Below are 18,074 nucleotides of genomic sequence, written 5' to 3'. Positions count from 1 at the left end.
CTGCAGGTTCACACCGTGACGACGGGATACGCAACCAACGAGGCCCCCAGCTGGAGAGTTGAGACGTCAAGAACCCATCTCAGCAGCCAGGGAGCTTCGCACGTTCTGCCGCTGACTCACATCACCCGATGGGTGACCACTCTGAAAACGCTCACTTCCTTGAGCCCAGGGATGCCGGGCCCCGGGGCGGGGTTGGTGCCGGATAGTTCATCTCTTGCTTCAAGGGGAAAGGGGGATACGCGTCCGCCGGTGACCAGCCGGTTGCTGTCCGCGCCGCGAGCAAGGGGATGTCATGGGGCGGTCCATGGTCTCTGCCGAGGGGGGCTGAACCTCGGCGTGGTCCGGTTTCATCGCTCACGTTCTCGCGGGTGTGCTCGAATCGGACGGCTGCCCACGTCCGGCAGGACGATCCCGGATCGTATCAACTGGCCCTGGCCGCTCAAGGCGTCTTCAACACCGCCCGGTTGCGCAAAGTGACGCGCCCTACCCCGATGACCTGACGGAGCTGTACTGGTGGCGCCCGACGGCCGAGGACCCGGCCATCCGGGCGGCGGCGCTCCACCCCCGACGCATCCTCGAACTGGCCGCGGGAACCGGCGTATTGACGTCACGCCTGCTCGCGGCGGCGCCCTCGGCCGAGGTGACGGCCGCCGACCTCAACGAGGCCATGGTCGCCTTCGGATCGGCCCGGGCTCCGGGCGCGGTGTGGCTGCAGGCCGACGCGCAGCGGCTGCCGTTCCCGGACAGAGCCTTCGACCTGGTCGTCTGCCAGTTCGGCGTGATGTTCTTCCCCGACCGGGCGGCCGCCGCCTTCGCCGTCGAGGAGGAGCAGGAGCTGACGCTGGTGGGCCGCGGCGTGTCGGCCGCCGACGTCGCCACCGGATTCCTCACCGGGACGCCGGTACGCGCGGCCGTCGAGGAGCGCGGCGACAGCCCGGCTGTCGGGCCGCCGTCATCGAGGAGATGACGGCCCGCCTGGGCCCGGGCCCCGTCACCGCCCCGATGACGGCATACGTCTTCCGCGGCACGGCCCGAACGCGGAATGCGCCCGTACCGACGAGGGCGTGAGCCGACTCCAGCGCGGGCGCATTCTGTGTTCGGGGCCTGACGCACCCACTGGGTCACCATCTGGGCGATACGTGACAGAGGCGTCGGGTGGGGGGCGTCACGGCTGCCGCCGTAGAGGGCCTTGGACGTGACGGCGCCCCCGCGGGTCCGTCGGCAGGTGCCGCCGCGCCCATGGGCCGATGTGCCCACCCCGGGTGCGGTGCGTATCCGGCCCGAGCCGCTGACCGGCTTCCGGCCCACCGGGGCACACAGCCGGCATCCAGGGAAGTCAGGCCTTCTTCACCAACCCGGACTTCAGCTGCATGGCGCCGAACCCGTCGATCTTGCAGTCGATGTCGTGGCCGTCCACCCCGTCCACGAGGCGGATGTTGCGCACCTTGGTGCCCGCCTTGATTCCGTTCGGGCTGCCCTTGACCTTCAAGGTCTTCACCACGGTGACCGTGTCGCCGTCAGCGAGCACGTTGCCGACCGCGTCCCTGATCACACCGTCCTCGGCATCCACCGCGGGCCCGGCGGACGCGGGCGACCACTCATGGCCGCATTCGGGGCAGATCAGCAGTGCGCCCATCTCGTAGGCGTAGGCACTGGAGCATTCGGGGCACGGCGGCAGGTTCTCGGTCACCCGGAAAGTGTCACATCACGATCCATGAATTGCAAAATTCTGCAATTCACTAGATGCTGTGCTCTGCTGCGCCCCTAGGTAGCCGGGGGCGCAGCACTGCGTGGAGGAGAAGGTTTCGTGTCGGTTCCGCTGTACCAGGCCAAGGCCGAGTTCTTCCGGATGCTGGGGCACCCGGTGCGCATCCGGGTGCTGGAGCTGCTGCAGGACGGGCCCATGCCGGTGCGGGAGCTGCTCGCCGCGATCGAGGTGGAGCCCTCGGCCCTGTCGCAGCAGCTGGCGGTGCTGCGCCGCTCCGGGATCGTCGCCTCCGTGCGGGAGGGCTCGACGGTGGTGTACGAGCTGGCCGGCGGGGACGTCGCGGACCTGATGAGGGCCGCGCGGCGGATCCTCACCGAGATGCTCGCCGGACAGAACCAGCTCCTGGCCGAGCTGAGGGAAGCCGAGGTCACCGCGAAATGAACTCCTCGCTGACCCGGATGCTGCGGATCCCGGTGTGGAACCCGGTCCGCGCTGTTCTGCCCGCCCGCGCAGAGCTCGCGGAGATGGGCCGCAGCCCGCGCCGCGACCTGCTGGCCGGGCTGACCGTGGCGATCGTCGCACTGCCCCTCGCCCTGGGCTTCGGTGTCTCCTCCGGCCTCGGCGCGGAGGCCGGGCTGGCGACCGCGGTGGTCGCGGGCGCGCTCGCGGCGGTCTTCGGCGGTTCCAACCTCCAGGTGTCGGGCCCGACCGGGGCGATGACCGTCGTGCTGGTGCCGATCGTCGCCCAGTACGGGCCCACCGGCGTCCTCACGGTCGGCCTGATCGCCGGGTTCATGCTGGTCGCACTCGCCGTGCTGAAGGCGGGTAAGTACATGCAGTACGTGCCCGCGCCCGTGGTGGAGGGCTTCACCCTCGGCATCGCCTGTGTGATCGGCCTCCAGCAGGTTCCCAACGCGCTGGGGGTGGCCAAGCCCGAGGGCGACAGGGTGCTCGTGGTGACCTGGCGGGCCATCGAGGAGTTCATCCGCACACCGAACTGGACCGCCCTCGCGCTGGCCCTCGGCGTGGCGGTGCTCATGCTGGCCGGGGCCCGGCTGCGGCCCACCATCCCGTTCTCGATCGTCGCGGTGATCGCCGCGACGATCGTCGCCCAGCTCTTCCACCTGGACGCCGCCAAGCCGATCGGGGGCCTGCCGTCCGGGCTGCCCGCCCCGTCGCTCGGCTTCCTGGACTTCTCGGCCGTGGGCTCGCTGCTCGCCCCGGCCGTCGCGGTGGCCGCCCTGGCGGCGCTGGAGTCGCTACTGTCCGCCCAGGTCGCGGACGGGATGACGGTGGGGCAGAAGCACAATCCGGACAAGGAACTGTTCGGGCAGGGCCTGGCCAACATCGCCGCCCCGCTGTTCGGCGGCGTCCCCGCCACCGGCGCCATCGCCCGCACCGCGGTGAACGTCCGCACCGGCGCCTCCTCCCGGCTCGCGGCCCTCGCCCATGCCGCCGTCCTCGCCGCCATCGTCTTCGCCGCCGCACCCCTGGTCTCCAAGATCCCCCTCGCGGCCCTGGCCGGAGTGCTGATCGCGACCGCGATCCGCATGGTCGAGGTCGGCTCGCTGCGCGCGATGGCGAAGGCCACCCGCTCCGACGCGCTGATACTCGTCCTGACCGCGGCGGCCACGCTCGCCCTCGACCTCGTGTACGCGGTGATCATCGGCCTGCTGGTGGCCGGAACCCTCGCCCTGCGCGCCGTCGCCAAGCAGGCCCGCCTCGACCAGGTGGATTTCGCCCCCGACCTGCCCGGCGAGCACAGCGCCGAGGAGCACGCGCTGCTTGCGGAGCACATCGTCGCCTACCGCCTGGACGGCCCGCTGTTCTTCGCCGGGGCCCACCGCTTCCTGCTCGAACTCTCAGAGGTCGCGGACGTACGCGTCGTCATCCTGCGCATGTCGCGGATCACTACCATGGACGCCACCGGCGCCCTGGTCCTCAAGGACGCCGTGGAGAAGCTGAACCGGCGCGGCATCGCCGTGATGACCTCGGGGATACGGCCCGGCCAGCGCCAAGTCCTCGACTCCGTCGGCGCGTTGGAACTGCTGCGCCTGGACGGCCGCGAGTACGCCACCACCCCCGAGGCCATCACCGGCGCCCGCAGCCACCTGGAGGACGCGGGCGTCCTGTCGGCCCTCCCCGCCCAGCAGACTCGTACCACCGTTCAGGAGTCCGCACGATGAGCCACCCCGCCCCGCGCCGCATGGTCGAGGTCTCCGGCACCGAAGCCCTGTGGCTGCTCGAAGGCGCCGTACAAGGACGCCTCGTGTACCTCCAGCGGGAGAGCCCCGTCGTCCGCCCGGCGGTGCACCGCCTGGAGTACGGCCGCCTGATCGTCCGCTCCCCGGCCCAGGCCGCCGCCCTGTCCGGGCGGGCCACCCTCACCTACCACGTGGACGAGATCAAGGTGGCGGGCGGCACCGGCTGGACGGTCACCGCCACCGGCCCCGCCGAAGTCATCACCGACCCGGACGAGGCCGCCCACTACCGGCGTACGCTCTTCGGCTGGACCCATGGGCCGCACGACACCCTGCTGCGGATCCAGCCGCAGACCGTGTCCGGCTTCCGCCTCGCCCACCCGGAGGCCGGACGGTGACCACCCAGATCGAAGCCCTGCCCTGGCGGCACGCGCTGACCGTGCCCGCCATGGGCTCGGCCGTCCGCACCGCCCGCGAGACCGCCGAACTGGCCCTGACGGAGTGGGGCATCAGCCTGCGCCACCCCACCGTCGGCCCGGCCCTGCTGATCCTGAGCGAACTGGTCACCAACAGCGTCCGCCACGCGGCGGTCCTCTCCCCGAACGTCACCGTGATCTACGCGGGCGGCGAAGACACCTTCGCGTTCGCCGTCCACGACCGCCACCCCTACCAGCCCGCCCTCTACTCCGCTGCGACGGGCACCGGTACCACCGGGCTGGCCACCGTCGTGGAGCTCACCCTGGGGCTGGGCGGCACCGCCGTGGTCCGCGCCGACGCGGACGGCAAGGGCAAGAGCATCTGGATCACCCTCCCCCTGTAACCCCCTGGCACAACCCTGAACGGCCCCCTGGCAGGAACGAGACAGCTGCGATGACCATCGAGTGGCGCTACACCACCCATCCCAACCTCGGCGTGCTCTCCCTCGCCGGCCACCTCGGCGGCGACGCGATCGGCCGGTTCACCGGCGCCATCGGCTGGGCGCTGGCCCGCGGCACCGGACCGGTCGTCCTGGACCTCACCGAGCTGCGCGGCTGGTCGGTGGGCGGCCAGCTGGCGGTCGCCCAGGCGGCCCGCCAACTCGCGGAGGAGGGGCGGTGCCTGGAGCTGGCGGCGATCCCCGCCGACGGCTCCCTCGTCCCTGATGGCACACACCCGCCCATCCCCGTCCACTGCGACCTGGCCGCTGCCCTGGCGGCCCACCAGGACACGGCCGGCCGGTCCCGGGAGTGGCACACCGCTGATTGGCCCGGCGCGCGGAAAGCATCCGACCAGAGCCGGATATAAGAGTCACGGCAGGAACACCCTCAGCCCCACCCCTGATCTTTGCAACACGTAGGGCGTCCCATGGCGGGCGCCGGCAATGGAAGGCAACATCTCGTGCTGATTGCTCAGCGTCCTTCACTGACCGAAGAGATCATTGAGGGGTTCCGTTCGCGCTTCGTCATCGAGCCGCTGGAGCCGGGCTTCGGGCACACGCTCGGCAACTCCCTGCGTCGTGCGCTCCTCTATTCGATTCCCGGCGCGGCTGTCACGAGCATCCGGATCGACGGCGTTCTGGAGGAGTTCACCACCGTGCCGGGCGTCAAGGAGGACGTGACCGAGTTCCTGCTGAACGTCAAGCAGCTGGTCGTCTCCTCCGAGCTGGACGAGCCGGTCGTGATGTACCTGCGCAAGCAGGGTCCGGGTCTGGTCACCGCCGCCGACATCGCACCCCCGGCCGGTGTCGAGGTGCACAACCCCGACCTGGTCCTCGCCACGCTCAACGGCAAGGGCAAGCTGGAGATGGAGCTGACCGTCGAGCGCGGTCGCGGCTACGTTTCCGCCGTGCAGAACAAGCAGGTGGGCCAGGAGATCGGCCGTATCCCGGTCGACTCCATCTACTCGCCGGTGCTCAAGGTCACGTACAAGGTCGAGGCGACCCGTGTCGAGCAGCGCACCGACTTCGACAAGCTGATCGTCGACGTCGAGACCAAGCAGGCCATGCGCCCGCGTGACGCCATGGCGTCCGCCGGCAAGACCCTGGTCGAGCTGTTCGGTCTGGCCCGCGAGCTCAACATCGACGCCGAGGGCATCGACATGGGCCCGTCCCCCACGGACGCCGCCCTGGCCGCCGACCTGGCGCTGCCGATCGAGGAGCTCGAGCTCACCGTCCGCTCCTACAACTGCCTCAAGCGCGAGGGCATCCACACCGTGGGTGAGCTCACGGCCCTCACGGATGCGGACCTGGTCGACATCCGCAACTTCGGCGCGAAGTCGATCGACGAGGTCAAGGCGAAGCTGGCCGGCATGGGCCTGGCCCTCCAAGGCAGCCAGCCCGGATTCGACCCTGCCGCAGCGGCACACTCGTTCGACTTGGAGGGTACCGCCGAAAGCGGGCTCTAGAGACACTGCAGCGACCACCGACGAAAGCGGCTGACGGCGGCGCTCGTCGCACGCCGACGGGACCTCACGCCGCGGCCCCGTCTGACTCGCTTCGGACACTCCCCTCTCTTTGGATCTTCGGACTTCTCGCCGGAAGATGATCCTCATGACGACAACGTGTAGGTGGATGCGATGCTGGGTGCGCTCGTGGCCAACCGAGAGGCAGGTTCGATGAGTACGCCGCTGTACCAGCTGAAAGCCGAGTTCTTCAAGACGCTGGGGCATCCGGTCCGTATCCGGGTCCTGGAGCTGTTGAGCGAGCGCGACCACGCGGTATCGGAGATGCTGCCCGAGGTCGGTTGCGAGGCAACGCATCTGTCCCAGCAGCTGGCTGTCTTGCGCCGGGCCGGCCTGGTGGTGTCCCGCCGGGAGGGCGCAGCCGTTTATTACACGCTGACCAGCCCGAACATTGCCGAGCTGCTCGGGGTGGCCCGCGGCATCCTGTCGGGGGTATTGGCCGGGCAGGCCGAGCTGCTGGCCGATCTGCAGGCGGCCGAACCAGGTGGCAAGCGGGCTTGACCCGTCCCGCAGGCGACGGCTGTCCCCGCTCCCCGCTTCCGCGCTCCGGCAGCGGGGACAGCCGTTTCCTCTCCGGAGGTCCTCGAACCCGCACGGCTACCGCCGGGCAATTCCAGCCGCCGCGCGGGAAGAGCATGCTGATGAGCGGGCAGCGCGAGCTGCGGCAGACCGAACCGGTGGCCGTGCCCGGCCGACCCGAACACGACCGGCCCCCCTGCCGGCCGGCATCAGCGTCCTGCGGCCCGTGTGGATGGCGTAGGCAAGGCAGACGCTGAGTCCTTCATCACGTAGCGCCAGGGCCATGGAGCGAGGTCGGCATGTCGCACACGAGCGGTCGTTCGTACGTGGTCAGCCGCTACTTGTGCGCGTGCTCGCCGACATAGAAGAGCAGCCACACGAAGCCGGCGAACAGATGGGTGCCGAAAATGTAGAAGAAGGCCCGCAGCGCGACTCCCCTCTCCTTCCGATCCTCCTCATCCCTCGCCGCGTTCCTCCCGAGCACCGGCCGCTCGGTCCTCTCGTCGCTCATCTCATCATCTCCAAGATCATCTCTGTAGGCGGGTCGGTGCGCGGGGCTCCGGAGCCGGATGCAGGACGATCTCCCCGCCCTGTCGGACGGCCGGCATGTGCCGCCGTACCCGCAGCCTGGCGTACGCCACCGCCGCCACCGGATTCCTCCTCGGCCACGGCCGAAACCGGCACGTCCTCATCACGATGAGGCCGCCTTGTCCGCCTCGCGCAGCTGCGCGAGCAGGTCCTGCTGTCCGGCCAAGAGCGTGGACAGAATCCGGCGCGCGGCCCGCAGCAGCTCAGCGACGTCCCCACCTGCGAGCTCGTACACCACTGTCGAGCCCTCCCGGGTCGCGGTCACGATCCCGGAGCGCCGCAGCACGGCCAGCTGCTGGGAGAGGCTCGACGCCTCGATCTCGATCGCCGCCAGCAGATCCCGCACCGGCAGCGGGCCGTCCTGCAGCAGCTCCAGTACGCGGATGCGGACCGGATGCCCGAGCATCCGGAAGAACTCCGCCTTCGCCTCGTACAGCGGGACCGGCACTGCGATCACCCTTCCTCCGCCCGGACGTCGATCCCGTGCTTCCGGGCCAGCCGCAGCGCATCTTCCAGCTCGCCCTGTGCCAGCGACACCTCGTAGACGTCCTTCGCCTCCAAGGCAGCCTCCAGGACCTCCCGCGCCCTGCGCACGCGCTCTCGCACCGCCTCGGCGAACCCGCCCATCGCTGACCGCTTCCTCCACGACTTGCCCACCACGGCAACTGCCGAATTGAAGAACTCTTCAATTCTAGACCACAGGCAGCTGACGGACGCAGCGCGCAGTCGGTACGGCATCCCGGGCGCAAGCGGTCGGCTGACGGGGCGCGATCGTGGCTGCTTGAGCCAGGTCGGCGGCGGTGCGGTCCGTTCGGCCTGGCGGATCGGGAGTTACCCGCACATGCTCGATGGATCTCCCCAGCCATGCCTGACCTGACCGGGCGTCACAGGGGCGGCCGCCCGATGGACAGCCCGTTCCGGGGGCGGGGCGGGCTGTCCATGGTGGCCGAGGACCAGCGGGCGGCGGGGGCCGTACCGGCACCGCCGGCTACGGCCCGCTCGTGGTCTTCCTGGCGTCCGATGACGCGCGCTGGATCACCCGGGGACACCATCCCCGTCTCCGGCGGCCTGCGCTGACGCCACGCGGTCTGCGCCGCTGACCCGAAACCGGCCGGAGCCGTTGCTCAGGGTCAGCGAGGGGTGAGGAGGCAGAACTCGTTGCCTTCCGGGTCGGCCAGAACCGTCCAGGAGATGGTGGACTGGTCGATACCGGGGTCGGTGGCTCCCAGGGCGCGCAGTCGGGCTTCCTCTGCTGCCAGGTCGTCACCGGGGTAGGGGCAGACGTCGAGGTGGACGCGGTTCCACACGCTCTTGGTGTCGGGGGTGCGCAGGAACTCCAGGTAGGGGCCGACGCCTTGGGCGGAGCGCATGGTCGCGTGGTCGTCGGTGACCTCGTACAGCGTCCAGTCCATCGCCTCGTCCCAGAACCGGGCCAACTCTCGTGGGTCGGTGCAGTCGACCACCACCGCGGCGATCGGCCCGGTGTCCCGGTAGACCGGGCGGGGCTCCAGGACGCAGAACTCGTTGCCCTCCGGGTCGGCCATGACCGTCCAGGGGACGTCGCCCTGACCCACGTCGGCGAGCGTCGCGCCGAGATCCTTCAGGCGTGCGACCAACTCCGCCTGATGGGCGGTCGAGGTGGTGGCCAGATCAAGGTGCACCCGGTTCTTGACCGTTTTGGGTTCCGGGCGGGTGATGATGTCGATGCAGACGGCCACGGGGTCGGGGTAGGCGAAGCCCACAGGTTCGAGGTTGGTCACCCCGGGCCCCTCGCTGTCGACACCCCAACCGAGTGCCTCCGCCCAGAACCGGCCGAGCACGGAGTCGTCCTGGGCCTTCATATTGATCTGCACAAGTCGTGTTGCCATGTCGCAGATTCTAGAAGCTGCCGCCGGCCCGGCCGGCCGCGATCAGGCATGTGCTCGGCCCGGTACTGACCGTCGTCACCCTCGTCGAGACTGTGCGAGTCCTCGTCAACGAAGGCGAGCCCGGGCCGCGGCCGCGGCGTGTGGTTGTCCGACGGCACCATCGTGCGGCTTATCGGCGGGCCGGCCCTTTGGCCGTGCTGCACTGCTCGCCACCGGTGGCGCCGCGCTTCTCGTGCGACAGCTGCTGGACCTCGACGGCCCCTGCGGCGTCCCGCTCCCTGCGGCCCCGGGCGGAGGACTCCTTGGACTCCTAGCCGATACGGATCCCTTCCATCACCTCGGGTGCGTCGTGGTCGGCTCGCCGGAACACTTGGCGTCCTGGCGCGAGCCGGACCAACTGCCAGGCGGTCAGCACGATCCGGCTGTTCGCCGTGGAGCAGTCCGGCCGAGCGCGGCGCCGCGCCCTGGCCCACCATCACCCACAGTTGTCGAACACGTCCTTCGGGAGGCGCGCCGAATCGAAATTCGCCGGTCGCGCAAGGCACCCGCCGGTCGGCGGGTGCCTTGCGGCCGTACCCCGGTCAGTGGAGGAACGCCGCCATTCGCTGCACCGACTTCACGACCTCCGGGGTTTCGACGGCCGTGAAGCAGAGCCGGAAGTAGCCGGGTTCGGCGCAGGAGAGCAGTTGGCCCGGCAGGAGCTGGACCTGCGCGTGGTTGGCGAGGGCCCAGCGCAGCCACTCCTCCCGGCTGTCGATCTCCGGGAAGAGCAGCGGCAGGGTGACGGCATCCGTCTTGCCGCCCTCCCCCGCGAACTCGCCCGGGATCCGGTCGGGTTGCGGGAAGTGCGGGCCCGCGTGCGCGGGGATCTCCGGCGCGTCCAGCTTCGGCAGGTACCGGCGCAGATCGAGCCACAGGAACTGCGCCGTGTTCTGGCCCTTCCGGAAGCGATAGGTGAATCCGTGCTTGTCGAGCTCGCGGCGGACGGTGTCGCAGGCCGTGGTCAGCAGCCCGCGGTACTGTTCCATCAGCTCCAAGGGGTAACTCTTGTCGCCGACACGGGTCTGGAGCATCCGGCCGATGACGAAGTGCTTCAGCGAGTCGAACGGGCTGAACCAGGACAGCGTCTCCTGCTTGTCCGGCACGCCCGTCATGGCCAGGTGGACCGCGGGCGACCTGGAGACGATGACCCCCGCCTTGAAGCCCGACATCCCGAAGTCCTTGGCGAACCCCCAGACCACGTGCACCCGCTCCCGCGCCCCGTCGATCTCGCGGTAGGCGTCGAGGGCGAGCGCGCTGACGAACTCCGGCGCCGAACCGGTCAGCCGGGAGTGGGCGTACATCTCGTCGGAGATGATGTGCATCCCCGTCTCCGTGAGGGCCCAGGTGTAGATCTCCTCCAGCAGTTCCTTCTCGTAGTTGACGCCCAGCGGGTTGTTGGGGTTGGTGAGGACGAGGAGTTTCGGCTGCTCCGGCTGGGTGCGGTAGGCGTGCTTGAGATCCTCCAGCGTGAGCTCGAAGTTCTCCGCGCCCTTGTCCTTCAGATGGGCGGGGACGCAGAGCAGTCCGGGCCGTTGCTCGAAGCACCAGTTGAAGCCCTGCCAGTAGGGGGCCGGCAGCAGTACGCGGTCGCCGTCGCGCAGGACGTCGGCGTCCTTGAGCGCGAACGCCAGGCACTCCAGGGCGGCCGAGACGCCCGAGGTGCCGAAGACGTCGCGCCAGTCGAGCTCCTGGGAGAACAGGGGCCGGAGCATATCGGCGATGCCTTTGCGCAAGGACTCGCTGCCGTAGGCCGTGGTGTACTTGGCGTCCTGCCCCTCGATGGTGCCGAGCGCGCTGAACACGTGCTCCCGCAGGGACGGATAGACCAGGACGTTCTCCGCCGTGGCGAGATTGGTCACGTCCGGGAACAGTTCCTGGTGGGCGGCCAGCCGCCGCTCGGGGTCGGCGGCAGCGGCGAGCAGTGCGAGCAGTTCGTCCGTGGACCTGCCCTGGATGCCGGGCCGCGTGCTGGGACTCTTCGGGTGCGAGGCCATGGTCCTTCTCCTAACGCGCCCGGGCGATCTGCGACCTGACGAAGACCGTCGGACCGTCGTCCGGATGCTGGTCGGGGTTGTTGAACGGCACGGTGAACTCGTCGACGACGCCCTGCTGGAAGACCAGGGCCATGCTGGACCCGCCGTAGCTGAACCAGCCCAGCTCCTGGCCCCTGGCCACGGACGCACCGACTTTGATCTTCGGGTTCCAGGAGATCGAGGAGACCTCCTCCATCCCGATCACCACGGCGCACACCAGGCGGTTGCCGAGCTCGGAGCCCGTCCTGATGAACGCGAGGCCGCGCGTGCTGACATGCGCCTGGTAGCCCTGGGAATGGGTGTAGGTGGCCGGATCGGGGCTCGCCGACTCGACGTGGCTGAAGGGATAGCCCGGCACGATCTCCAGGTGCTCGATCGTCCCGTCCACCGGCACGTTCCAGCGGTGGAAGCTGTTGACGGAGAGGAAGGCCTGGTAGACGTCACCGCCCACCAGAGCGCTTACGTACTCGTCCTTGCACTGCGGCCCGTACACCATGTTCTCCAGCGAGTACGGCTGCCCCTTGAGCCAGAAGTCGGCGCTCCTGGGCACATTGCGCTGGATGTTGTAGACCGTGCCGTCGTTCGGGGCCACGATGACCGACGGATCGCCGTTGCCCGCGAGCGGCCGGAACTCGTCCTGGACGGGGCGGTGGAAGAAGTCGTTGAAGGACGTGAAGCCCCAGTGATCCTTCTCGCGGTGGTTCCAACACTCGTACTCGTACAGCCGGTTCAGCTCGATCGCGGACTGGGAGAACCAGTCCCGCGTGTTCAGCACATGGGCGCTCTCCGGGCTGTCCAGGTACGCGCACCAGGCCTTCAGGATCCCGTGCAGCTTCTCGCCGAACGCCTGGTTGCGGAAGACCGATCCCCCGGACGGCGTCAGCCGCATATAGCCGAAGAGCGCGGACATGGGCAGGAAGATCTGCTTGAGGGGGTCACGGTCGTAGGAGGGCGCCCACTTCACGACGACGTTCAGATACTGGATCAGCTCGTCGACGGTGTGAATGTGCCGGTGCTCCTGCGGGACTTCCCGAAGCATGTTCTGCACGTACATACGGAGTACACCGTCGGAGTGGAGAACGTCCGCGAGTTCCTGTACGGAGGAGTGGAGCTCCTCCTTGAGGTCCGCCGCCCGGGGGGCGAGCCCCTTGTGGAACTCGTCGATCGCGGCGGGGTTGCGGGGCAGGTAACCGCCCACCCTGCCAAAGGTGTTCTGGTATCGCGCGTGGAGTTCCTGCGGTGTGACGACCGTGGTCATGACCGTACTCCTCACTGATCGATCCAAGTGGGCTGCCGGATGCCGCTGAGGTCGAGGGTTGACCGCGGGCACGGTCCGGTGTGCGCTGTTCCCGGTTGCACACCCGGAACAGCGCACACCGCGCCCCCGAGTCTCCGGGTCCCGCCGAGCATCTTCCCAAAGCCGGGGAATCCCTGAAACGACGACAATCTGGCCATCCAGGCGTGGCTGTTTGCAGTCCGACACGAGCACGGCGCGTGGCGCACTCGTGATACGGACGCGGCACACCCCCTAGGCGCCGGCCTGGCGACGGCGGTATTCGTCGGTGGGGATGCCGGCGATGCCCCAGTCCTCCAAGGCGACTTCGTCGATGAGGACGAACGTGGTGGCCGGGTCCTTGTCGAGGACCTTGACCAGGAGGTCGGTCACCCCCGCGATGATCTCGGCCTTCTGGGCGCCGGTCGCGCCTTCGCGGGTGATCTTGACGTTGACGTACGGCATGGTGGTTCTCCTTCGGGTGGGGACGGTCAGATCCGGCGGCCGGTGACGTGGCCGCCGTCCACGCGCAGGGCGTGCCCGGTCACGAACCCGGCGCCCGCGAGGTACAGCACGGCGTCGGAGATCTCGGCGACCTCTCCGACCCGGTTCAGCAGGGCGAGCCCGCCGTAGGAGTCCACGTCGGAGCCCGCGTGCAGCGGGGTGCGGACGATTCCGGGCGACACGAGGTTGACGCGGATGCCGTCCGCGGCGAGTTCGGCGGCCAGGCTCGTCGTCAGCGCGTGCACACCGGCCTTGCTGACCACCGGCGCGGACGCCGGGAAGCCCGCCAGCGCGTGGTCCACCAGCACGGTGCCGATGTTGACGATGCTTCCGCCCCGGCCCTGCGCGCGCAGGGCCCGTACGACCGCCTGTGTGGTGAGGTAGGTGCCCTTGAGATTGCCTGTCAGGTAGCCGTCGAGTTCGTCTTCGGTGACCTCGGTGAAGGGCTTGGGGGCGAAGGTGCCGGCGTTGTTGACCAGGACGTCGATGCGGCCGAAGCGCTCCAGCGCCGTACGGACGAGGGCTGCGCCCGTCTCCGGGGCGGCGATGCTGCCCGCGACCCAGGCCGTCCGCTCCGGATGGCCGAGACCGGCGGCGGCCTTGGCGAGGCGGTCGGCGTCCCGGCCGTTGAGGACGACGTTCGCGCCGCTCGCCAGGAAGGCCCGGGCGATGTCGAGGCCGATACCGCTGGAGGATCCGGTGATGAGAGCAGTGGTCATGGGTCTGTGTGCCTTTCGGAGTGGATCGGCGGACCGGTTCGTCCGGCCGACACCCAGAACCTATGAGCCCTCAACTCATAACACCACGACGGAATTTGGAGCATGTAATAATCCAGCGTTATGGACGTGGACCTGCGTGACCTGGAGCTCCTGGACGCCACAGCCGAAGCCGGCTCGCTGACCGCCGCCGCCGAGCGGCTCTACGTCAGCCAGCCCGCCCTCAGCCAGCGGCTGACCCGGCTGGAAGCGCGTCTCGGCATGCCGCTGTTCGACCGCGAGGGCCGTCGGCTGGTGCCGAACGCCGCGGGCCGCCGACTGCTGGTCGCGGCCCGCCACGTCCTCGGCGAGTTGGAGTCGGCCACCCGCGACCTGCGGGAGATCCGCGACGGGCGCGACCGGCGGGTCCGCTTCACCGCGCAGTGCAGCACCACCTTCCCGTGGCTGCCGCCCGTGCTGCGCGCCTTCCGTGAGCGCGAGCCGGACATCGACGTGCGCATCGAGACCGTCGCCGACGACGCGCCGGTCCCGGCGCTCCTCGCCGACCTGGTCGACGTCGCACTCGTCACCAAACCCGATGTGCAGATGGACCGGGTGTCCCTGACCCGGCTCTTCGACGACGAGATGGTGGCCGTGGTGCCGACCGGGCACCCGTGGGCCGCCCGCAAGTATCTGACCGCCCGTGACTTCGACGGCGTCGACATGGTCCTCTACGACTTCTACGACCAAAAGCGCATCCCGTCGTTGCCGCTGCCGATCCCCGTCGGGGCCCGGCCCGGCCGGATCACCACGATGCCCGTGGTGACCGACCTGGTCGTCGAGATGGTGGCGGGCGGCCAGGGCGTGACGGTGCTGCCCAACTGGGTGGCCGCCCCTTACACGGCCTCTCACGGCCTGGCCCTGGTGCAGATCGGCGCCGAGCCGCTGACCCGCACCTGGTTCTGCGCCACCCGCACCGGCGAGCTCCCGCCCCACCTGGACGCCTTCGTCGAGGAGCTGGTGGGCCGTCTCGAAGACCCCCACGGGGTTTAGACATCCAGCGACCAGCCACCTGCCAGGCAGGTGGCTGGGGGGGGACAGGCGCCCGCCCGCCGGTGGCGGACGGGCAGGCGCCGTTCTCAGTCAGGATCCGCGATGCGACCTGCAAGGACGCTTGCTCACTTCCACCGCCCCGGGCTCCCGGCGAGTCCGGCGACGCCGACCGGCGCAACAGCTTGGTCAGACGTGCACCGAAGTTCTCCCGCCCCTGGCTGATCACGGTCCCCCATCGAAGATGTGGCGGTGACATATGGGCGCGGATGGCGGTCCGGCCGGAGGCTCGTGCCATCGCCTCGCAGTGGACGGTGGGGCATGGGCGGTCCACGCCGATCGCCCGGTTCCGGGATGTGGTGGGCATCGAGGGCCGCGCGCCGGGTGTCACTCGTTCGTGGGCTGCCTGACTGACGCCGCTTGTCGAGGGGAACAGATCACGCGGTATGCCGGGGGCGAAACAGGAAAGGCATGTTCTCTATGCGATCGTTCAAACTCGTCGCCCTCACCACCGCCATCGCCGTCGGTGGCACGGTGGCGGCCACTGCTTCCAGCAGTGCGGCGGACAGCTCTGCCTCCTCAAGGCAAAGTGTTTTCCATGCTCGGCTCACCGGCTACGAAGAGGACCCGCTCGTCCTCTCCACGGCTGGGAGCGGGATGTTGAAGGCCGTGGTCAACGACAAGGCGCAGGAGATCTCGTACCGACTCACCTACGCCAAGCTCGGGACCGTGACGCAGTCGCACATCCACTTCGGCGGCAGGGCCCAGAGCGGTGGGGTCAGTGCCTTTCTCTGCGCCGGCCCGGGCAGCGGCGCACCCGCCGGTACTCCGGTCTGCCCTGCGACAGGGGGGACGGTCACGGGCACCATCAAGCCCGCTGCTGTCGTCGGCCCGGCGGGGCAGGGTATCGCCCCCGGAGATTTCGCCGCACTCGTCGCCGCGATCCGGGCCGGCAAGACGTACGCCAACGTGCACACCGCGGCTCACCCGGGCGGCGAGATCCGAGGTCAGCTCAGATAGGGCACTGTCCGCTGTCGACTTGAGCAGCGGCGTCGAAGCCATCGCGGGCGTCCGAGCTCCGAGCTCGTCGTTTCATCCCGGAGCCGGACCCCGACCCCTGCGGCTCGACGACGACCGGTTGGTGGAGGCCGCCGCGGCATTCCTGGGGCAGGCGAGCTCCCGTCACCGCAGCCTCCCTCAGCCGGTACCCCCTTTCCAGCCCATGGGGATGGCTTCGGGCGCCTTCGCGTGCCTCTCGTCAGCAGTGCGGTACGACCTCCCAGGAGCCGGGCGAGCGCAGGTGCAGGCTGCTGAGGGCCGTCGAGGTGTGGAGGCCCATGTACTGCCCGGTGCCGATCGCGTAGCTCTTGTCACCGATGAAGTAGGACCGCCCGGCCAGGTTGTGCGAGACGTTGTCCGTGGTCCAGCAGTTGGGCAGCGGTGTTGCCGCTGTGGTCGTCGCCGTAAGCGGGGCTGAACGGAGGCCGACCGCACCGGAATTGCCGACGGCGGCAACCGTGTAGGCGTAGGCGGTTCCGGAGGCGAGGCCGCTGTCGGTGTAGGTCGTGCCGCCGAGCGGGGTGGTGTGGGTTTTGCTGCCGTCGCGATAGATGTTGTACGAGGCCGCTCCCGCGACGGGGTTCCAGGTCAGCGATATCGAGTTCGCGGTGGTGCCGGTGAGGGTCAGGCCGGTCGGGGCGGGGAGCGCCGGCGTGGTGGGGGTGCCGGCGATCGCGTTCACCATGTTCGTGATCGCGGTGATCTGTCTGCCGCCCTTGTCGGCGTAGTGGGTGTCACCGCCGTACGCCCACCAGTTCCAGCAGCCGCGGGGGTTGTCGCTCGCGGTGGTGGCCTGGGGGTACAGGACGACCATGCTGTTCGTGTCGGCGTACTCGTCGAGGTAGGCCTGGGCCATGAACTTGTTGCCGATCAGCCCGTAGTACTGGTAGCAGCCGTGGAGGGCCACCATCAGCCTGCACGGCGCACCCGTCTCGCAGGACTGCGGGATGTAGGCGAATCCCTCGTTGCCCATGCTGATCGCGGACGCGCTTCCGCCGGGCGCGTACGCGTTCTGGTCGAACTGGACGAGTCTGCCGGTCAGCGGGCCTGTGGTGGCGGGCCGCACGCTGCCGAGCAGGTGGGTGAGCATGTCCTTTTCGGGGTCGCCGCCGCAGTTGTTCAGGTAGGGCGCTGCTGTTGAGGTGCAGGACACCTCGCCGAGCGGGCTGACCCAGGCGTGTCCGGCGTTCGATGCGGTGTCGTAGGAGACATCGGCGCCGAAGTCGCGGTAGTAGGTCGCGAGATCGTCGTTCACCGTACGGTCCACGGTCTGGTCCGAGCTGCCGTGGTAGAGCCAGACGGGGGCGCCGGACAGGTTGTCGACCGGGTCGACGCTGCCGGACGACGCCCGGTCGCGGGTCTCCTGTTCCAGCTGCGCGGGAGTCTTGCGGGGCATGAACGTGTCCATGCACGCGTACAAGGCGGTGGTGAGGCCGGCCTGCGCGCAGTCGTACGGGCCCGCGGAGAAGATCCCCACCCCCTTGAAGACTTCGGAGTGCGCGACATGCAGCTGGTTGGCCAGGAACCCACCGGACGAAACCCCGGACGCATAGACCGAGTCGATGTCGAGGGGCTGCAACAATCCCTCGGTGGGGGCAGGGGCAGCGGCCACGGCATCAGTAACCGGGCTTATGGACAAGGCGATTGCCGCCGACACTGCCACGAGTAGTTTTCTGACGTTGATGCCCTTCAGGTCATGCATGTGCGGCTCCAAGCGACGGTGGGTTCCGCAATTTTGGGAGCGCTCGCCCGGCGTTGCGACGTGGGGGCGCGACACACTCCACGGGCCTCACGTGGTGCACGTCACCATTGCCGACATACGGCACGGCTTCAGGCGCGGAGGCCGACACGCTGTCCCTCGGGTCGACGCACACGGTTTCTCAGCTTGCACACAGGCTCTTCACAGAGTGGCCGAATCGCGCCTGGTGACGTGCGCATGACGTAAGTCAGGATGCGTCCTGCTCTGGGATCGCGGCCACCGGCCGGTCAGGCACGGGCCGTTGTGGCCGGTGCCTCTTTTCGTGCTCGTCACTGCTGGGCACGCCATCGCGGCGTGCGCTGGAACGACCGAACGCCATTCGCGCGCCAAGTGAAG

The 18,074-nt window shown here is 69.3% G+C and carries 19 protein-coding genes and 1 pseudogene; 10 read left to right on the top strand and 10 right to left on the bottom strand.

Translation table 11 applies throughout. The features are described 5' to 3' along the window. Positions 1–496: 496 nt before the first annotated feature. A pseudogene (locus QIY60_RS30995) lies at positions 497–1,068 on the top strand (class I SAM-dependent methyltransferase). 268 nt (positions 1,069–1,336) lie between these two features. On the opposite strand, the gene QIY60_RS30990 reads toward QIY60_RS30995, so the two are convergent. Further along, positions 1,337–1,690, bottom strand: coding sequence for a zinc ribbon domain-containing protein YjdM (locus tag QIY60_RS30990; protein WP_283145486.1), 354 nt, complete (start codon positions 1,688–1,690; stop codon positions 1,337–1,339). 117 nt (positions 1,691–1,807) lie between these two features. Here QIY60_RS30990 and QIY60_RS30985 point away from each other — a divergent pair, with 117 nt between their 5' ends. From QIY60_RS30985 to QIY60_RS30955, 7 genes are all read left to right on the top strand, one after another. Beyond that, entirely contained in the window at positions 1,808–2,149 is a 342-nt protein-coding gene (locus QIY60_RS30985) for a metalloregulator ArsR/SmtB family transcription factor (protein ID WP_283145485.1), read from the top strand. Continuing rightward, on the top strand, positions 2,146–3,894 hold the full coding sequence (locus tag QIY60_RS30980) for a SulP family inorganic anion transporter (protein WP_283145484.1): 1,749 nt from the start codon (positions 2,146–2,148) through the stop codon (positions 3,892–3,894). Before QIY60_RS30985 ends, QIY60_RS30980 begins: the two co-directional genes overlap by 4 nt. Continuing rightward, a complete protein-coding gene (locus QIY60_RS30975) occupies positions 3,891–4,307 on the top strand; it encodes a pyridoxamine 5'-phosphate oxidase family protein (protein ID WP_283145483.1) in 417 nt (138 codons plus the stop codon). Before QIY60_RS30980 ends, QIY60_RS30975 begins: the two co-directional genes overlap by 4 nt. Then, positions 4,304–4,729, top strand: a complete 426-nt coding sequence (locus QIY60_RS30970; RefSeq protein WP_283145482.1) for an ATP-binding protein — start codon at positions 4,304–4,306, stop codon at positions 4,727–4,729. Before QIY60_RS30975 ends, QIY60_RS30970 begins: the two co-directional genes overlap by 4 nt. A gap of 50 nt (positions 4,730–4,779) precedes the next feature. Further along, complete coding sequence (locus QIY60_RS30965) at positions 4,780–5,193, top strand: STAS domain-containing protein (protein ID WP_283145481.1); 414 nt, start codon at positions 4,780–4,782, stop codon at positions 5,191–5,193. Positions 5,194–5,286: 93 nt separating this feature from the next. Continuing rightward, positions 5,287–6,291, top strand: a complete 1,005-nt coding sequence (locus tag QIY60_RS30960) for a DNA-directed RNA polymerase subunit alpha (protein ID WP_283145480.1) — start codon at positions 5,287–5,289, stop codon at positions 6,289–6,291. Positions 6,292–6,501: 210 nt separating this feature from the next. Then, positions 6,502–6,849, top strand: a complete 348-nt coding sequence (locus tag QIY60_RS30955) for a metalloregulator ArsR/SmtB family transcription factor (RefSeq protein WP_283146127.1) — start codon at positions 6,502–6,504, stop codon at positions 6,847–6,849. A 355-nt stretch (positions 6,850–7,204) separates the two neighbouring features. Here the strand turns inward: QIY60_RS30955 and QIY60_RS30950 are convergent, their stop codons facing one another. From QIY60_RS30950 to QIY60_RS30915, 8 genes are all read right to left on the bottom strand, one after another. Further along, on the bottom strand, positions 7,205–7,378 hold the full coding sequence (locus QIY60_RS30950) for a DUF6126 family protein (RefSeq protein WP_283145479.1): 174 nt from the start codon (positions 7,376–7,378) through the stop codon (positions 7,205–7,207). 180 nt (positions 7,379–7,558) lie between these two features. Continuing rightward, the gene (locus QIY60_RS30945) at positions 7,559–7,903 is read right to left on the bottom strand and encodes a metalloregulator ArsR/SmtB family transcription factor (RefSeq protein WP_283146126.1); all 345 of its coding nucleotides are present in this window, start codon (positions 7,901–7,903) and stop codon (positions 7,559–7,561) included. Positions 7,904–7,908: 5 nt separating this feature from the next. Further along, positions 7,909–8,082, bottom strand: a complete 174-nt coding sequence (locus QIY60_RS30940; RefSeq protein ID WP_283145478.1) for a hypothetical protein — start codon at positions 8,080–8,082, stop codon at positions 7,909–7,911. A 503-nt stretch (positions 8,083–8,585) separates the two neighbouring features. Then, positions 8,586–9,323: a VOC family protein gene (locus QIY60_RS30935; RefSeq protein ID WP_283145477.1), complete on the bottom strand. Its 738-nt coding sequence runs from the start codon at positions 9,321–9,323 to the stop codon at positions 8,586–8,588. A 581-nt stretch (positions 9,324–9,904) separates the two neighbouring features. Next, a complete protein-coding gene (locus QIY60_RS30930; RefSeq protein WP_283145476.1) occupies positions 9,905–11,359 on the bottom strand; it encodes an aminotransferase class I/II-fold pyridoxal phosphate-dependent enzyme in 1,455 nt (484 codons plus the stop codon). A 10-nt stretch (positions 11,360–11,369) separates the two neighbouring features. Continuing rightward, entirely contained in the window at positions 11,370–12,656 is a 1,287-nt protein-coding gene (locus QIY60_RS30925; RefSeq protein ID WP_283145475.1) for a phosphatidylserine decarboxylase family protein, read from the bottom strand. A 270-nt stretch (positions 12,657–12,926) separates the two neighbouring features. Beyond that, positions 12,927–13,136: a 4-oxalocrotonate tautomerase family protein gene (locus QIY60_RS30920; protein WP_283145474.1), complete on the bottom strand. Its 210-nt coding sequence runs from the start codon at positions 13,134–13,136 to the stop codon at positions 12,927–12,929. A 26-nt stretch (positions 13,137–13,162) separates the two neighbouring features. After that, on the bottom strand, positions 13,163–13,894 hold the full coding sequence (locus QIY60_RS30915; RefSeq protein ID WP_283145473.1) for an SDR family oxidoreductase: 732 nt from the start codon (positions 13,892–13,894) through the stop codon (positions 13,163–13,165). Between the two features lie 120 nt (positions 13,895–14,014). Between QIY60_RS30915 and QIY60_RS30910 the strand changes: the two genes are divergently transcribed. Together QIY60_RS30910 and QIY60_RS30905 are read left to right on the top strand one after the other, a co-directional pair. After that, on the top strand, positions 14,015–14,923 hold the full coding sequence (locus QIY60_RS30910) for a LysR family transcriptional regulator (RefSeq protein WP_283145472.1): 909 nt from the start codon (positions 14,015–14,017) through the stop codon (positions 14,921–14,923). A 477-nt stretch (positions 14,924–15,400) separates the two neighbouring features. Then, positions 15,401–15,940 carry a CHRD domain-containing protein gene (locus QIY60_RS30905; protein WP_283145471.1) on the top strand — a complete coding sequence of 180 codons (540 nt, stop codon included), beginning with the start codon at positions 15,401–15,403 and terminating at the stop codon, positions 15,938–15,940. Positions 15,941–16,178: 238 nt separating this feature from the next. Here QIY60_RS30905 and QIY60_RS30900 read toward each other — a convergent pair whose 3' ends face one another. Continuing rightward, positions 16,179–17,591, bottom strand: coding sequence for a PHB depolymerase family esterase (locus tag QIY60_RS30900; protein ID WP_283145470.1), 1,413 nt, complete (start codon positions 17,589–17,591; stop codon positions 16,179–16,181). Between the last annotated feature and the right edge of the window lie 483 nt (positions 17,592–18,074).

Origin of the sequence: Streptomyces sp. BPTC-684 (assembly GCF_030028635.1) — a bacterium.
GTDB classification, from domain to species: Bacteria; Actinomycetota; Actinomycetes; order Streptomycetales; family Streptomycetaceae; genus Streptomyces; species Streptomyces noboritoensis.
Note: the sequence above shows the minus strand (reverse complement) of the source record. Positions and strands in the feature narration are given on the sequence as shown.

Excerpts from the sequence above, each read along its gene's own strand:
- QIY60_RS30980 (WP_283145484.1), top strand. The coding sequence starts at position 2,146 with ATGAACTCCTCGCTGACCCGGATGCTGCGGATCCCGGTGTGGAACCCG.
- QIY60_RS30975 (WP_283145483.1), top strand. The coding sequence starts at position 3,891 with ATGAGCCACCCCGCCCCGCGCCGCATGGTCGAGGTCTCCGGCACCGAA.
- QIY60_RS30965 (WP_283145481.1), top strand. The coding sequence starts at position 4,780 with ATGACCATCGAGTGGCGCTACACCACCCATCCCAACCTCGGCGTGCTC.
- QIY60_RS30955 (WP_283146127.1), top strand. The coding sequence starts at position 6,502 with ATGAGTACGCCGCTGTACCAGCTGAAAGCCGAGTTCTTCAAGACGCTG.
- QIY60_RS30950 (WP_283145479.1), bottom strand. The coding sequence starts at position 7,378 with ATGAGCGACGAGAGGACCGAGCGGCCGGTGCTCGGGAGGAACGCGGCG.
- QIY60_RS30940 (WP_283145478.1), bottom strand. The coding sequence starts at position 8,082 with ATGGGCGGGTTCGCCGAGGCGGTGCGAGAGCGCGTGCGCAGGGCGCGG.
- QIY60_RS30935 (WP_283145477.1), bottom strand. The coding sequence starts at position 9,323 with ATGGCAACACGACTTGTGCAGATCAATATGAAGGCCCAGGACGACTCC.
- QIY60_RS30930 (WP_283145476.1), bottom strand. The coding sequence starts at position 11,359 with ATGGCCTCGCACCCGAAGAGTCCCAGCACGCGGCCCGGCATCCAGGGC.
- QIY60_RS30925 (WP_283145475.1), bottom strand. The coding sequence starts at position 12,656 with ATGACCACGGTCGTCACACCGCAGGAACTCCACGCGCGATACCAGAAC.
- QIY60_RS30920 (WP_283145474.1), bottom strand. The coding sequence starts at position 13,136 with ATGCCGTACGTCAACGTCAAGATCACCCGCGAAGGCGCGACCGGCGCC.
- QIY60_RS30915 (WP_283145473.1), bottom strand. The coding sequence starts at position 13,894 with ATGACCACTGCTCTCATCACCGGATCCTCCAGCGGTATCGGCCTCGAC.
- QIY60_RS30910 (WP_283145472.1), top strand. The coding sequence starts at position 14,015 with ATGGACGTGGACCTGCGTGACCTGGAGCTCCTGGACGCCACAGCCGAA.
- QIY60_RS30905 (WP_283145471.1), top strand. The coding sequence starts at position 15,401 with ATGCGATCGTTCAAACTCGTCGCCCTCACCACCGCCATCGCCGTCGGT.